Raw genomic sequence first — 13,892 nt, 5'->3', positions numbered from 1 at the left:
CTTTCCGCGCCCCGACAACCTTACGAACCGGTCGGCGGGCCGCGCATCTTACAGCAATGTTTCAGACCGTCAACACCTGTCCAAACCGCCGCTTCTGCGCGCCCCCGCCGTTCGATGCATCCGCTCAGCGGGGCCGCGCATTATGCATACATGAACAGGGCTTGGGAAGCGATTTCGGGAAAAATGAACAGGGATTTTCGTGCCACGGCCGAAAAGCCTTATGGGGCGGGCGTAGCGGCGAGGAACGAGGGCGAGAATTGAGTAACGAGAAGTGAGAAGTGAATGGGGCTTCCACTCGCTCCTCACTCCTCTATCTCACTTCTCCCCCTGCTCCACCAGACGGACCCGGGCGAAATTGCGCTTGCCCACCGCCAGCACGCCTTCGAAACCGGGGGTAAACACCTGCTGAGGGTCTTCCACGACCTGGCCGTCGACCCTGACCGCACGCTCCTTGAGCTTGCGGTTGCCCTCGGCATTGCTCGGCATCAGCCCGGCCGCCACCAACAGGGCGGCGATGCGCAGCCCCTCGGCCGGCACGCCGACGTCGGTGAGCGGCAGGGAGGCGACATCGCCCTCCCCGCGCACCGCCGCGTTCCAGCCGGCCATGGCCTGCTCGGCGGCCTGCGCTCCGTGGAAACGCGCCGCCAGTTCGCGCGCCAGGCGCATCTTGAGGTCGCGCGGGTTGAGCTGGCCGGCGGCGATCTCCTCCTTGAGCCGCGCCGCCTCGGCGATGCCGATCTCGAAGCTCAACAGGTCGATCCAGCGCCACATCAGCACGTCGTCGATCTTCATCGTCTTGGTGACGATGTCGATCGCCGGCTCGTCGATGCCGATGTAGTTGCCGAGCGACTTGGACATCTTGTTGACGCCGTCCAGCCCCTCCAGCAGCGGCATGGTCAGGACGATCTGGGCCGGCTGGCCGTGGTGCTCCTGCAGGCCGCGGCCCATCAACAGATTGAATTTCTGGTCGGTGCCGCCGAGCTCGACGTCGCACTGCAGCGCCACCGAGTCGTAGCCCTGGACCAGGGGATACAGGAATTCGTGGATCGCGATCGGCTGCTGGGCCGCGTAGCGCTTGGCGAAGTCGTCGCGCTCGAGCATGCGCGCGACCGTGTGCTGGGCGGCGAGCTTGATCATGTCGGCCGAGCTCATCCGGCCGAACCACTCGGAATTGAAGCGGACCTCGGTGCGCTCCTTGTCCAGCACCTTGAACACCTGGTCGGCGTAAGTCTGGGCATTGGCGAGCACGTCCTCGCGGGTCAGCGGCTTGCGGGTGACGTTCTTGCCGGTCGGATCGCCGATCATCCCGGTGAAGTCGCCGATCAGGAAGATCACCTGATGGCCCAGGTCCTGGAACTGCCGCATCTTGTTGAGCAGGACGGTATGGCCGATGTGCAGGTCGGGCGCGGTCGGGTCGAACCCGGCCTTGATGCGCAGCGGGCGGCCGCCGGCCTGCATCGATGCGGTCAGGCGGGCTTCGAGCTCCTCGCGCTTGAGGATTTCGTCGGCGCCGCGGGCGATCAGGTCGAGGGCTTCTTTTACGGATGAGGACACGTGGGGACTCGCTAGGCGGCCGCGCCCGCAATGCGAACGCGGTCACGGATTCAAGTTAATTGGGGGTTAAACGAAACTGGGCCGGCTGGAGAGAAAAACCCCATTCAGCTCAAGGGTTTGACGCGTACTACTCGTGTGACTATGGTAACGCCGCTACGCGGCCTTCACACCTCAGACGAGGGATTCATCCATGACAGTACCCGAGCAGGCTTCCAGTGTGAGCGCGCAACGTCGCGAACGACTGAAAGCCCTGCGTGAAGCCGCGTTGCGCCGCCCCGTGCTGGCGCGTCATCTTTCCGATGGATTCAACGGCCGCTGGTCGGGCCGGCAGTGGGTGCAGGCCGCGCTGTTCGCGACCCTGGGCATGATGGTCGCGGCCATCGTGCCGGGCTTCAGCCAGTCGACCGCTTCGGTGCGCATGCACGAGCCGCGCCAGTCCTTGGCGCTGGCCCTGCCGCCTTTGCCGATCGCCCGCGTCCGCGGCGAACACGGCGACAGCTGGCAGTTGGTGCGGATCAACCGCGGCGAGACCCTGAGCTCGGTGTTCGAGGACCTCGACATCCCGGCCTCGACGATGCACAAGATCCTCGAGCAGCCCGGCGCCAAGGAAGCCCTGAAGCGCATGAAGCCGGGGACCGAGCTCGGCTTCGACATGCCGGTCAACGGCAGCCTGCGCACCTTCCGCTACGACCGCGACGACAGCCACCGCGTCGAGCTGAGCCTCGCCGGCGACAAGATCATCCAGAAGATCATCGCCCGTCCCACCGAGCGCCGCACCGTGGTCCTCAGCGGCAAGGTCGGCAAGTCGCTGTTCCGCTCGGCGCGCAAGGTCGGGCTGACGCCGGCCAACATCAACACCCTGACCGACGACATCTTCAAGTACGACATCGACTTCAACGAGGACGTCGGCGCCGAGGACCGCTTCAGCGTGGTGGTCGAGCAGACCTGGCGCGAAGGCGAGCTGATCGGCACCGGCCCGGTGCTCGCGGCGACCTTCACCAGCGAAGGCCGCCTGCACACCGGCTTCCGCTTCGAGCGCGGCGGCAAGCCCGAGTACTTCACCGGCGACGGCCGCCCGCTGAAGAAGAGCTTCATCCGCATGCCGATCCCGTACGCACGCCTGACCTCGGGCTTCGGTTCGCGCCGTCACCCGGTGCTGGGCCGCATCCGCATGCACACCGGCGTCGACTACGGCGCGGGCACCGGCACGCCGATCATGGCCGCGGGCGATGCGCGCGTGCAGTTCGTCGGCTGGAAGGGCGGCTACGGCCGCGCGGTGATCCTCGACCACGGCCGCGGCTACACCACGCTGTACGGGCACATGTCGAACTTCGGCCGGATCCGCCCGGGCCAGCGCGTCGCCCAGGGCACGGTGATCGGCTACGTCGGCAGCTCCGGCCTGGCGACCGGCCCGCACCTGCATTACGAATTCCGCATCAACGGCGTGCACCGCAATCCCTTGTCGGTGACGATGCCGCCGCCGGAACCGCTCAGCGGCGCGGCGCTGGCCCAGTTCCGCACCCAGACCGGCGTGGCCCTGGCGCGGATCCGCCAGGTCGAGAACATCATCTACGCCGATGCCGGCCCGGCACCGACTGCGGCTCCGGCCAGGCCCGGCACGAAGAAGAAAGTCACCAAGGCCTGACCGGCCGCGGCGAGCGAAAGGCCTCTTCGGAGGCCTTTCTGCTTTTTGGGCGTCGTCGTGCCATGCGGCGATGGGACAGGTTACCGTGGGGCGCTACCGCTGCTGGAAGGTCGTCGTGGTCGAGAATTCGGTCTCCGTTCGGTCTCCACTGCCATCGCTGTCGCTCTGCCCTTTTCACGTCTCAGGGACTTTCGTCGTGGTTGAGAATTCTTCGGTCCCGGGGGCTGCTGGCGTCGCAGTCCCCGCTGCAACCTCCGCCGCGGTCCCTGCCTTCACTCGCGCCGCTACGCCTGTTTCAGGCCTTAGGAACTTTCGTCGTGGTTGAGAATTCTTCGGTCCCCGGGGCTGCTGGCGTCGCAGTCCCCGCTGCAACCTCCGCCGCGATCCCTGCTTTCACTCGCGCCGCTACGCCTGTTTCAGGCCTTAGGAACTTTCGTCGTGGTTGAGAATTCTTCGGTCCCTGCTTTCACTCGCACCGCTACGCCTGTTTCAGGCCTTTATCTTGGACTGATCTCCGGTACCAGCGCCGATGGCATCGACGCCGCCTTGGTGCGCTTCGAAGCCGGCGCCGCGCCCACCCGCTGCGAGCTCGTGCTCGGCCGCACCTACCCCTGGCAGGACGCGCTGCGCGATCGCCTGGTCGCACTCGGCGAGGGCGGCGACGCGCGTTCGCTGGAGGAACTCGGCACGCTCGACGTGCAAGTCGCCGAGGCTTTCGCCGGGGCCGCGCTGAGCCTGATCGGCGAGGCCGGCGTACCGGCGGCCGAGGTCGCGGCGATCGGTTCGCACGGCCAGACCGTGCGCCATCGCCCGGCCGGCGCTGCGTTCGACGGCCGCCATCCGTTCACCTGGCAGATCGGCGACGGCGCGGTGATCGCCGAACGCAGCGGCATCGCCACCGTGGCCGACTTCCGCCGCCGCGACGTCGCCGCCGGCGGCCACGGCGCGCCGCTGATGCCGGCCTTCCATGCCGCCCTGTTGCATTCCGGGGACGAGGACCGCGCCGCGCTCAACCTCGGCGGCATCGCCAACTTCACCTTGTTGCCGGCACGCGGCGACGTGCGCGGTTTCGACACCGGGCCGGCCAATTGCCTGATGGACGCCTGGGCGCTGCGCCACCTGGGCACGCCGTTCGACGCCGACGGCGCCTTCGCCGCGCGCGGCACGGTCGACGCCGGCCTGCTGGCGCGCCTGCTCGACGAGCCCTGGTTCGCGCTGCCGCCGCCGAAGAGCACCGGGCGCGAGCAGTTCCACCTGGCCTGGGTCGAGGCGCGCCTGAGCGGCACGGAGGAACCGCAGGACGTACAGGCGACCCTGCTCGAACTCAGCGCGATCACCACCGCCCAGGCGCTGCGCGCGCAGCAACCGGCCACCAAGCGGGTCCTGGCCTGCGGCGGCGGCGTGCGCAATCGCGCCCTGCTCGATCGGATCGGCGCGCACCTGCCTGGGGTCGCAGTCGAATCGACCCTGCCCTACGGGCTGGACCCGGACTTCGTCGAGGCGATGGGTTTCGCCTGGCTGGCGCGGCAGACCGTGAGCGGGTTGCCGGGCAACCTGCCCAGCGTCACCGGCGCGCGCGGGCCGCGCGTGCTCGGCACGCTGCATCCGGCCGCCTAGCCCGCGGGCCTCGGCGCGCCGCCGGCCTCAGGCCGGGTCGGTGTTGGTGCGGAATTCTTCCAGCAGTTCCAGGCCGCTGAAATCGGGCCCGGCCGGCTTCGGCGGCGCCGGTTCGGCGCGGCCGATCAGGGAGAAGCCCGGATCGCTGGGGATGTGCTCCAGAGCCGCGATCGCTTCCTGCAGCGCCGAGGCGTCGTGGTCGCTGAAGCGACCGACCATTTCGGCCTCGACCGCGAACAAACCGCTCTCGATGAGGTGCAGCGCGGTGCGCTGCAGACTCCAGCCGCGCGTCTCCGCGACCCGGCGAATGCGGTCGGCCAGGATGGCGTCCAGGTTGTGCAGGATGATGTCGGCCACAGGCGAGCAAAGTGCCACCGTTGCGGTACCGATAGCAACACGAAGTTGCTGGATTCGCGTTCAGGAACTCGACTGCACCGACGGCCGGCGCTCGCCGCCGGACGCAAGGGCCTCCGCTCACGCGGCCGGCTGCACCACCGTCGGCGGTTTGCGCACCGCCAGCAGGATGCACAGCAACAAGGCCGGGATGCCGACCAGGGCGGTGCCGACGAAGAACAGCGAATAGGCTTCCAGCAGGGTGCGGCCGACCGCCAACTGCTCGACCGCCACGCCCGACAGGCCTTTCAGCACCTTGCCGAGCAAGGCGTAGAACGAACTGAGCAGGGCGTACTGGGTGGCGGTATAGCCCAGGTTGGTCAGGCTGGACATGTAGCCGACCAGGGCCACCCCGGAGTACCCGTTGCAGAAGTTGTCGATCACCATCGCCGCGGTGAACACGCCGGTGTCGCTGCCGTGCAGGGCCAGGTAGGCGAAGGCGAGGTTCGAGCCCGGGCCGAGGATCGCGCCGGCGATCAGGGTCGGGACGAAGCCGAAGCGGACCGCGCTCAGGCCGGCCGCGGCGACCCCGGCGATGGTCGCGACCAGGCCGAACGAGCCGCGCACCGCGCCGACGGTTTCCTTGTCCATGCCGAGGTCGGCATAGAACGGATTGGCCATCGGTCCGAGCAGGAAATCCGGCAGCCGGAACAGGCTGATCGCGAGCAGCATCAGCAGGGCCCATTGGCCGTGCTGGCGGAAGAAGGCGATGAACGGACCGACTACCGCGTCGGCCAGGCCGCGCGGGGTGAACAAGGCCGGGTGGGGCCTGGCCGCGGCGAGCAGGCTCGCGGCCGGCTCGCGCGCCAACAACGTCGCCAGCACGCCCACGCCCATCAGCGCGGCCATCGCCTGGTAGGACAAGGCCCAGCCGGCGTGCGCGGCGAGGATCAGGATCAGCGAGTCGGTGACCAACAACGCGCCGCGGTAGCCCAGGGTGGAGGTCGAGGTCAGCAGCCCCTGCTGCTCCGGGCTGTCGGCGCTTTCGATGCGCCAGGCGTCGACCACGATGTCCTGGGTCGAGGACGCGAACGCGACCACCAGGGCCAACCCGCCGAACACCAGCAGCTGGTCGAGGACGACACCCGCCAGGATCAGCTGACCCTGCCGTGGCTCGACCAGAGCCATGCCGATCAGCGCGGCGGCGGCGACCAGTTGCGACAGCAGCATCCAGCCTCGCCGGCGGCCCAGCCAGCGGCCGACCAGGGGCGCGTCGAGCTTGTCGACCAGCGGCGCCCACAGGAACTTCAGCGAATACGCCAGCCCGACCCAGGACAGAAAGCCGATCGTCGACAACTCGATCGCGTTCTCGCGCATCCAGAAGCCGAGGGTGTTGCCGACCAGGTAGATCGGGATGCCCGAGCTGAACCCGAGCAGCAACATCACCAGCAGTTTGGGTTCGCGCAGGTTGCTCAGCACCTGCCGCCAGCCCGAGCGCGCGGGCCGGGCGGGCGGGGCGGTCTCAGAGGTCATAGTCCACGCTGAAGGGCGCGTGGTCGGAGAAACGCGGCTCCTTCAGGATCGAACAGCCGCGCAGCCGCTCGCGCAGGCTCGGGGTGGCGAACTGGTAATCGATGCGCCAGCCCACGTCGTTGGCGCGCGCCGCGCCGCGGTTGCTCCACCAGGTGTAGTCCTGGCCGTCGGCGTTCAAGCTGCGGTAGGCGTCGACCCAGCCGCTCTCGTCCGCGCACACGCCGTTGAGCCAGTCGCGCTCGGGCGGCAGGCAGCCGGAATTCTTCTGGTTGGAGGTCCAGTTCTTGATGTCCTGACGCGAGCGGACGATGTTCCAGTCGCCGCACAGGACGTAGTCGCGGCCGCTCGCCAGCCACTGGTCGAGAATGGGCTTGAGCCACTCCATGACCTCGAACTTGAAACCCTGGCGCAGTTCGCCGGAGGAACCGGACGGGATGTAGAACGAGACTACGCTGAGGTTGCCGAAGCGCGCCTCGATGTAGCGGCCTTCCTCGTCGAACGGCGCCCAGCCCAGCGCGGTGCGGACCTCGTCGGGCTCGCGCCGGCTGTAGATCGCCACGCCGCTGTAGCCCTTCTTGGTGGTGGCGTCGCGGAAGTAGGCGCGATAGCCCTCGGGCAGGAAGGCCGGCCCGGCCAGCTGATGTTCCTGAGCCTTGGTTTCCTGGACGCAGAGCACGTCGGCGTTCTGGGTCTTGAACCACTCGAAGAAGCCCTTGGTCGTGGCCGAGCGCAGACCGTTGGCGTTGAAGCTGATGATGCGCATGCGCGCTCCACATCCGAAGTGCGCACGATCATAGCAACGGCCGGGCACGGGTATCATGTCGGCCATGACCGTGGCGACCTCCGTTTTCAGCGATTGCGCGGCCGCCGTGCGCGTGCGGCCGGTGGACGCGGCGCTGGCGCCCTCGGTGCGGGCGTTGGAGGTCGCGCCCGAGCAGCAGGCCTTCGTCGGCGATACCGCCTTCAACCTGGCCGACACCTGGCGCGACCCGAACAGCGAGGCGATGGCGATCCTCGCCGGCGACCGCGTGGTCGGCTTCTACCGGCTCGATTTCAGCGTCCAGGCGATCGCCGGGCGCTCGCTCGGCGAGCCGGGGGTGGGCCTGCGCGCCTACATGATCGATCGCGCCGAGCAAGGCCGCGGCTACGGCACCCGCGCCATCGCCGCCTGCCGCGACGACCTGCGCCTGCGCCACCCGCAGCGCCGCGTGCTCGCGCTGACCGTCAACCTGCGCAACCGGCCGGCGATCCGCGCCTACCTCAAGGCCGGCTTCGTCGACACCGGCGAACTGTTCCACGGCGGCAGCGCCGGCCCGCAGCACCTGATGCTGATGCGCCTGATTCCTTCTTCCCCCGACCCGACCCCACCATGACCGACCATCGCCATCGCTTCCTCCAGCTCGCCCTGAATGCCGATGCCCTGCGCTTCGGCGAATTCACCCTGAAGTCGGGCCGGACCAGCCCGTATTTCTTCAATGCCGGCCGGTTCGACTCGGGCGCGGCGCTGGCCGGGCTGGCGAGCTGCTATGCCGATGCGATCCAGGCCGCGGGCCTGGAGTTCGACCTGCTGTTCGGCCCGGCCTACAAGGGCATCCCGCTGGCGACCGCGCTCGGCTGCGAGTACGCGCGCCGCGGCCGCGACCTGCCGCTGGCGTTCAACCGCAAGGAGGCCAAGGCCCACGGCGAGGGCGGCATGCTGATCGGCGCGCCGTTGGCGGGCCGCCGCGTGCTGATCGTCGACGACGTGATCACCGCCGGCACCGCGATCCGCGAGGCGCTGGGCCTGATCGCGCAGGCCGGCGGCAGCGTCGCCGGCATCGTCATCGCGCTCGACCGCCAGGAAGCCGTGGACCCCGCACAATCCCGACGCTCGGCGGCAGAAACTGTCGCAATCGAACACGCTCTGCCGGTGGTCGCGATCGCCACCCTCGACGACCTCCTGGCCTTCACCGGCGAGAGCGCAGAGTTCGCCTCGCAACGCGAACGCCTGCTCGCCTACCGCAGCGCCTACGGTCGCAGCGCGCAGGCCTGATCGAGCGGCGAGCGCGCGGCAGGCGGAGCGGGCGTTCGCGACGCCCGCACTGTGATCGCAGGCACGGAAGAGGAGACCGACATGGCCCGACTCTTGCTTGGTTCTTTGCCGATTGGCCGACCGTTCGACGGCACGAGGGCGATATGAACCGACTCCACACCCTGCTGGCCAGCGCGCTGCTGCTGGCGCTCGCTGCGCCGCTGGCCGCCGCCCAGTCCAAGGACAAGCAGACCAGCAAAAAACTGTACTGCTGGAACGAAGGCGGCCAGAAGGTCTGCGGGGACGCCCTGCCCGCGCATGCCGTCGACAGCGCGCGCACCGAGATCAGCGCCCGCAGCGGCTTGCCCACCGGCCGGGTCGAGCGCGCCCTGACCGCGGAAGAGCGGGTCCTGGCCGAACAGGCCGCGCGCGCGGCCCGCAGCGCCGCCATGGCCGAGGAGGCGCGCAAGCGCCGCGACCACGCGATGGCCGAGTCCTACGCGACCGAGCAGGAACTGCGCGACTCGTTCCAGGAGCGGATCATCCTGCTCGACGAGACGGTCAAGGCCTCGCGGCTCGGCATCGACGGCCGCCGCCAGACCTTGTTGAACCTGCTGCGCCGCGCCGGCGAAGCCGAGCTCGGCGCCAAGCCGGTCAGCAAGACCCTGGCCGACAACATCCGCCACCAGCACGGAGAGCTGATGCATCAGCAGGAGATGCTCAAGCAGCAGTTGCTCGAGCGCAGCGTGGCCGACGAGGACCTCGCCGCCGCCCTGCAGCGCTATCACACGATGAAGGCGCGCCGGCCCAATCAGGGCTGAGCGCTACCGATGCGGCCGCACCGGGGTCGCGGCCGGCCACGCCGGCGAGCGACCGGTTCCAGCAACGAAAACGCCGCGGCAAGCCGCGACGTTTTCGTGTGCGCTGTCGCTGCGATGCCGGCGGACCGGCACCGCTTCGATGCTCAGAACGGCAGCTTCAGGTCCGGCTTCAACGCCAGCAGCTGGGCGCGGAACGCGTCCTGGATGCGCACCAGCGCCTCGTGGTTGTCGGCGTCGAACCGCATGACCAGGATCGGCGTGGTGTTGGACGCGCGCACCAGGCCCCAGCCGTCGGCGAAGTCCACCCGCAGCCCGTCGATGGTCGACAACCGCGCGCCCTCGAACGAGGCCTCGGCGACGAACCGCTCGACGAAGCTGTGCGGGTCGCCGTTGGGCGCGTCGACCTTGATCTCGGCGGTGGCGACGCCGCTGGGCAGCGCGTTGAGGGTGTCGGTCGGGCTCTGCGGCTGCGCCGACAGGATCTCGAGCAGGCGCGCCGCCGAATAGATGCCGTCGTCGAAACCGTACCAGCGCTCCTTGAAGAAGAAGTGGCCGCTCATCTCGCCGGCCAGCTCGGCGTCGGTCTCGCGCATCTTGGCCTTGATCAGCGAATGGCCGGTCTTCCACATCAGCGGGCTGCCGCCGTGGCGCAGGATGTGGCCCGGCAGGCGGCCGGTGCACTTGACGTCGTAGATGATCATCGCGCCCGGGTTGCGTTCGAGCACGTCGGCCGCGAACAGCATCAGCAGGCGGTCCGGGAAGATGTTCTGGCCGTCGCGGGTGACCACGCCGAGGCGGTCGCCGTCGCCGTCGAAGGCGATGCCGAGATCGGCGTTGAGGCGCTCGACCATCTTGATCAGGTCGACCAGGTTGTGCGGCTCGCTCGGGTCCGGGTGATGGTTCGGGAACTCGCCGTCGATCTCGCAGTACAACGGCGTGACCTCGGCGCCGATCGCCGCGAGCACACGCGGGCCGACGTCGCCGGCGACGCCGTTGCCGGCATCGACCACCACCTTGAGCGGGCGGTCGATCTGAATGTCGGAGGCGATGCGCTGGACATAGTCCTCCGAGATGTCGCGCTGCGACAGGGTGCCGGGCTCGGCCGCGGTGTGCAGGCGGCCGCCGACGATGCGCTGGTACAGGTCGGTGATCGCCGTGCCCGACAGGGTCTCGCCGCCGACCACGACCTTGAAGCCGTTGTAGTCCGGCGGGTTGTGGCTGCCGGTGACCGAGACGCAGGAGCCCGCACGCAGGTGGTAGGCGCCGAAATACACCAGCGGAGTCGGCGCCAGGCCGATGTCGACGACGTTGCGGCCGGCCTTGCGCAGGCCGGCGATCAAGCCCTCGATCATCGCCGGGCCGGACAGGCGGCCGTCGCGGCCGACCACGATTTCGGTCAGGCCCTGGTCGTGCATCACCGAGCCGATGGCGTGGCCGATCATCTGGGCGACGCCGGGGTCCAGGGTCTGGCCGATCACGCCGCGGATGTCGTAGGCGCGGAAGATTCCGCCGTCGATGGCCACGGCCTTGGGCGCGGCGGAGTTCTGGCTATCGGTCACGTTGGCATCGGTCGCTTCGAGTGGAGAGACCGACATGGTCTCAGCCAAAGTCTGAACCGGGCCTTCGTCCTCGACCGGTACCGTGCGGTAGGCACGTTGACGCAGACGCATCAGCACGAACGCCAGCAGGCCGAACACCACCGCGGCGATGAAGCAGCTCAGTGCGCCGAGCCCCAGCGGGCCGCCGGGCACGTCCGGCACCGCCGCGGCCATGCGCAGGTCGCTGCCCGGGATCTTGGCGGCCATCGCCTCGGCGCCGTTGCCGAGCGCGGTGTCGCCGCGTTCGATCACGCTGAAGCCGCCCTGGCGCAGGGCCAGGTAGCTGCTGCCGTCGACGTCGGCCTTTTCGATGCCGTCGCTGATGCGCTGCAGGGGCAGTTGCAGATAGGCCACCCCGACCAGTTGCTCGCCGGCGCGCGCCGGGGCGGCCAGGGCCAGCACCGGCTTGCCGCCGTCGCGCACGATCGCCGCCATCGGCTTGTCGGCGACGATCGCCGCTTCCATCGCCGCGAGCCGGCCGTAGCCGCTCTTCGGCAGCTGCGCGTAGTCGCCGGCCAGGTCGGGCGGCAGGACCGCACCGGCCTTCGCGCCCGGCCAGCTCTGGGTCAGCAGGGTTGCGGCGCGCTGCAGGTCGCCGGCCTGCAGCGCAGCCTGCATCTCCGGCGCCGCCATGCGCTCGCGCAGGCGCTTTTGCTCGATGCCGAGGGCGTCGTGGGCGACGCTGATCGCCTTGTCGCGCGCGGTGATCAGGTCGGCCCGGCGCGAGGCGTCCAGGTGCTGCTGGACGCCGCTCCAGCCGAACCACAGGGTCAGCAGCAGGCAGACGAACGCGGCCGGCAGCAACACCGGCTTGATTTGCGCCAGCGAGAGCTGCGGCTTTTCCAATTTCACATCGACCATTGCCAGAACCTTTCCCCTGTCTGTGCCTTGCGCGGGCGATACCCCAGTCTGCACCGGGGCCGCGGATCATTCCGTCGACTGCGCCTCGTGGCGCGATCGCTCCCGTGGTTGTCTAGCACGATGTGTGCCATGGCACCCGCACTGCCGCTCAGCGCACCCCGGTATGGCCGAATCCGCCGCCCCCGCGCGCGCTGCTTTCGAACTCATCGACCACCTGCAGGCTGGCCCGCACGATCGGCAGGACCACCAGTTGGGCGATCCGATCCCCCGGCTGCATCGTAAAAGCCTCGCGGCCCCGGTTCCACACGCTGATCAGCAGCGGGCCCTGGTAGTCGGCGTCGATCAGGCCGGTGCCGTTGCCGAGCACGATGCCGTGCTTATGGCCGAGCCCGGAGCGCGGCAGGATCACCGCGCACAGGGTCGGGTCGCCCAGGTGGATGGCCAGGCCCGACGGCACCAGCGCGGTGTCGCCCGGGTGCAGCACCAGCGGCTCGTCCAGCGCCGCGCGCAGGTCGAGGCCGGCGCTGGCCGGGGTCGCATAGCTCGGCAACGGCCATTCCTGGCCGTGGCGGGCATCGAGGATCTTGAGTTCGAGCGTGTGGTTCATCGGTTCGCAGGTCCGGACAGAAAGGGCGCCGCCGCGCGGCGCGCGCGGCTCAGGCCGGCCAGCGCGCCAGGATCAGGTCGAGCAGTTCGTCGGCGAGCTGGGTCTTCGGCGCCGGCCCCAGCGCGCGGGCGCCGTCGCGCCAGTACACGGTGAGCGCATTGTCGTCGCTCTCGAACCCGCTGCCGGCCACGCCGACGCGATTGGCCGCGATCAGGTCGACCCGCTTCTTCTCCAGCTTGCCGCGGGCGTAGAACTCGACGTCGTGGGTCTCGGCGGCGAAGCCGACCACCAGGGTCGGGCGCTGCGGGTGCGCGGCGACCTCGGCCAGGATGTCGGGGGTGCGCACCAGCTCCAGGGTGAGCTGTTCGTCCTTCTTCTTGATCTTGCCGGACGCGACCTGCGCCGGCGCGTAGTCGGCCACGGCGGCGGCGCCGATGTAGGCGTCGGCCGGCAACGCGCCGATCACCGCCTCGCGCATCTGCCGGGCCGAACGCACGTCGACCCGCTCGACCCCGGCCGGGGTCGCCAGCGCGACCGGGCCGGCGACCAGCACCACCCGGGCGCCGCGCCGCGCCGCCGCCTCGGCGATCGCGAAGCCCATCTTGCCGCTGCTGCGGTTGCCGATGAAGCGAACCGGATCGATGTCTTCGAAGGTCGGGCCGGCGCTGACGACCAGGCGCCGGCCGGCGAGGCTGGCGCCGCTCATGCGCCGGCTCCGGAGCCGGCCCCGGCGAGGGCGGCGACCAGCTCCTGAGGTTCGAGCAGGCGGCCCGGGCCCGATTCGGGCTCGGCCATGCGGCCCTCGCCCGGGCCGAAGAACGCCACGCCGCGCCCGCGCAGGGTGGCGACGTTGGCCTGGGTGGCCGGATGGCCCCACATGCGGTGGTTCATCGCCGGGGCGATCGCGACCGGCGCCTGCGACGCCAGGCACAGGGTGCTGATGAGGTCGTCGGCGAAGCCGTGGGCGAGCTTGGCGATCATGTCGGCGGTGGCCGGCGCGATCAGGATCCGCTGCGCCCAGCGCGCCAGTTCGATATGGCCCATCGCCAGTTCGGCCGCCTCGTCCCACAGCGAGCTGCGCACCGGGTGCCCGGACAGGGCCTGGAAGGTCGCCGCGCCGACGAAGCGGGTGGCGTTTTCGGTCATGGCCACGCGCACCTGGGCGCCGGCGTCTTGCAGGCGCCGGACCAGGTCGGCCGCCTTGTAGGCGGCGATGCCGCCGCACACGCAAAGCAGGATGCGCTGGTCGTGCAGCGGCAGGGGATTGTCTTGCGCCATGGGCGGGCCGGAGCTCGTTCGGTTCTCGATGCAG

General features: G+C 69.7%; 11 protein-coding genes and 1 pseudogene. 5 read left to right on the top strand and 7 right to left on the bottom strand.

Annotated features, from left to right (window positions below; translation table 11 throughout):
• Positions 1-315: 315 nt before the first annotated feature.
• The gene (gene tyrS, locus AC6CH2_RS21695; protein ID WP_498271029.1) at positions 316-1,554 is read right to left on the bottom strand and encodes a tyrosine--tRNA ligase; all 1,239 of its coding nucleotides are present in this window, start codon (positions 1,552-1,554) and stop codon (positions 316-318) included.
• A 190-nt stretch (positions 1,555-1,744) separates the two neighbouring features.
• Here tyrS and AC6CH2_RS21690 point away from each other — a divergent pair, with 190 nt between their 5' ends.
• Positions 1,745-3,199, top strand: coding sequence for a peptidoglycan DD-metalloendopeptidase family protein (locus AC6CH2_RS21690; RefSeq protein WP_498271028.1), 1,455 nt, complete (start codon positions 1,745-1,747; stop codon positions 3,197-3,199).
• 438 nt (positions 3,200-3,637) lie between these two features.
• Complete coding sequence (locus AC6CH2_RS21685) at positions 3,638-4,816, top strand: anhydro-N-acetylmuramic acid kinase (RefSeq protein WP_498271027.1); 1,179 nt, start codon at positions 3,638-3,640, stop codon at positions 4,814-4,816.
• A gap of 27 nt (positions 4,817-4,843) precedes the next feature.
• Here the strand turns inward: AC6CH2_RS21685 and AC6CH2_RS21680 are convergent, their stop codons facing one another.
• The 3 genes from AC6CH2_RS21680 to AC6CH2_RS21670 form a co-directional block, all read right to left on the bottom strand.
• A complete protein-coding gene (locus AC6CH2_RS21680) occupies positions 4,844-5,173 on the bottom strand; it encodes a hypothetical protein (RefSeq protein ID WP_435396903.1) in 330 nt (109 codons plus the stop codon).
• 117 nt (positions 5,174-5,290) lie between these two features.
• Entirely contained in the window at positions 5,291-6,682 is a 1,392-nt protein-coding gene (locus tag AC6CH2_RS21675) for an AmpG family muropeptide MFS transporter (protein WP_498271026.1), read from the bottom strand.
• On the bottom strand, positions 6,672-7,445 hold the full coding sequence (locus tag AC6CH2_RS21670) for an exodeoxyribonuclease III (RefSeq protein WP_498271025.1): 774 nt from the start codon (positions 7,443-7,445) through the stop codon (positions 6,672-6,674). The genes AC6CH2_RS21675 and AC6CH2_RS21670 overlap by 11 nt, the downstream gene beginning before the upstream one ends.
• A 55-nt stretch (positions 7,446-7,500) precedes the next feature.
• On the opposite strand from AC6CH2_RS21670, the gene AC6CH2_RS21665 reads away from it, so the two are divergent.
• The 3 genes from AC6CH2_RS21665 (at position 7,501) to AC6CH2_RS21655 (ending at position 9,514) form a co-directional block, all read left to right on the top strand.
• A complete protein-coding gene (locus tag AC6CH2_RS21665; protein WP_498271024.1) occupies positions 7,501-8,055 on the top strand; it encodes a GNAT family N-acetyltransferase in 555 nt (184 codons plus the stop codon).
• Positions 8,052-8,714, top strand: a complete 663-nt coding sequence (gene pyrE, locus AC6CH2_RS21660; protein ID WP_498271023.1) for an orotate phosphoribosyltransferase — start codon at positions 8,052-8,054, stop codon at positions 8,712-8,714. Before AC6CH2_RS21665 ends, pyrE begins: the two co-directional genes overlap by 4 nt.
• A 143-nt stretch (positions 8,715-8,857) precedes the next feature.
• Complete coding sequence (locus AC6CH2_RS21655; protein ID WP_498271022.1) at positions 8,858-9,514, top strand: hypothetical protein; 657 nt, start codon at positions 8,858-8,860, stop codon at positions 9,512-9,514.
• Between the two features lie 143 nt (positions 9,515-9,657).
• Here the strand turns inward: AC6CH2_RS21655 and AC6CH2_RS21650 are convergent, their stop codons facing one another.
• The 3 genes and pseudogenes from AC6CH2_RS21650 to coaBC all read right to left on the bottom strand — a co-directional run bounded on the left by AC6CH2_RS21650 (position 9,658) and on the right by coaBC (position 13,858).
• Positions 9,658-11,973, bottom strand: coding sequence for a phosphomannomutase/phosphoglucomutase (locus tag AC6CH2_RS21650; protein ID WP_498271021.1), 2,316 nt, complete (start codon positions 11,971-11,973; stop codon positions 9,658-9,660).
• 148 nt (positions 11,974-12,121) lie between these two features.
• A complete protein-coding gene (gene dut / locus AC6CH2_RS21645; protein ID WP_435396896.1) occupies positions 12,122-12,580 on the bottom strand; it encodes a dUTP diphosphatase in 459 nt (152 codons plus the stop codon).
• A 49-nt stretch (positions 12,581-12,629) separates the two neighbouring features.
• Positions 12,630-13,858, bottom strand: a pseudogene (gene coaBC / locus AC6CH2_RS21640) (bifunctional phosphopantothenoylcysteine decarboxylase/phosphopantothenate--cysteine ligase CoaBC).
• Positions 13,859-13,892 lie beyond the last annotated feature (34 nt).

The sequence above is a fragment of the Lysobacter sp. GQ73 genome, assembly GCF_059758755.1.
The sequence above is the reverse complement of the archived record's forward strand: the minus strand, read 5'-3'. Positions and strand labels throughout refer to the sequence as shown.

Coding starts and splice junctions, on each gene's coding strand:
- AC6CH2_RS21690 (WP_498271028.1), top strand. CDS start 1,745: ATGACAGTACCCGAGCAGGCTTCCAGTGTGAGCGCGCAACGTCGCGAA.
- AC6CH2_RS21675 (WP_498271026.1), bottom strand. CDS start 6,682: ATGACCTCTGAGACCGCCCCGCCCGCCCGGCCCGCGCGCTCGGGCTGG.
- AC6CH2_RS21670 (WP_498271025.1), bottom strand. CDS start 7,445: ATGCGCATCATCAGCTTCAACGCCAACGGTCTGCGCTCGGCCACGACC.
- AC6CH2_RS21665 (WP_498271024.1), top strand. CDS start 7,501: ATGTCGGCCATGACCGTGGCGACCTCCGTTTTCAGCGATTGCGCGGCC.
- pyrE (WP_498271023.1), top strand. CDS start 8,052: ATGACCGACCATCGCCATCGCTTCCTCCAGCTCGCCCTGAATGCCGAT.
- AC6CH2_RS21655 (WP_498271022.1), top strand. CDS start 8,858: ATGAACCGACTCCACACCCTGCTGGCCAGCGCGCTGCTGCTGGCGCTC.
- AC6CH2_RS21650 (WP_498271021.1), bottom strand. CDS start 11,973: ATGGTCGATGTGAAATTGGAAAAGCCGCAGCTCTCGCTGGCGCAAATC.
- dut (WP_435396896.1), bottom strand. CDS start 12,580: ATGAACCACACGCTCGAACTCAAGATCCTCGATGCCCGCCACGGCCAG.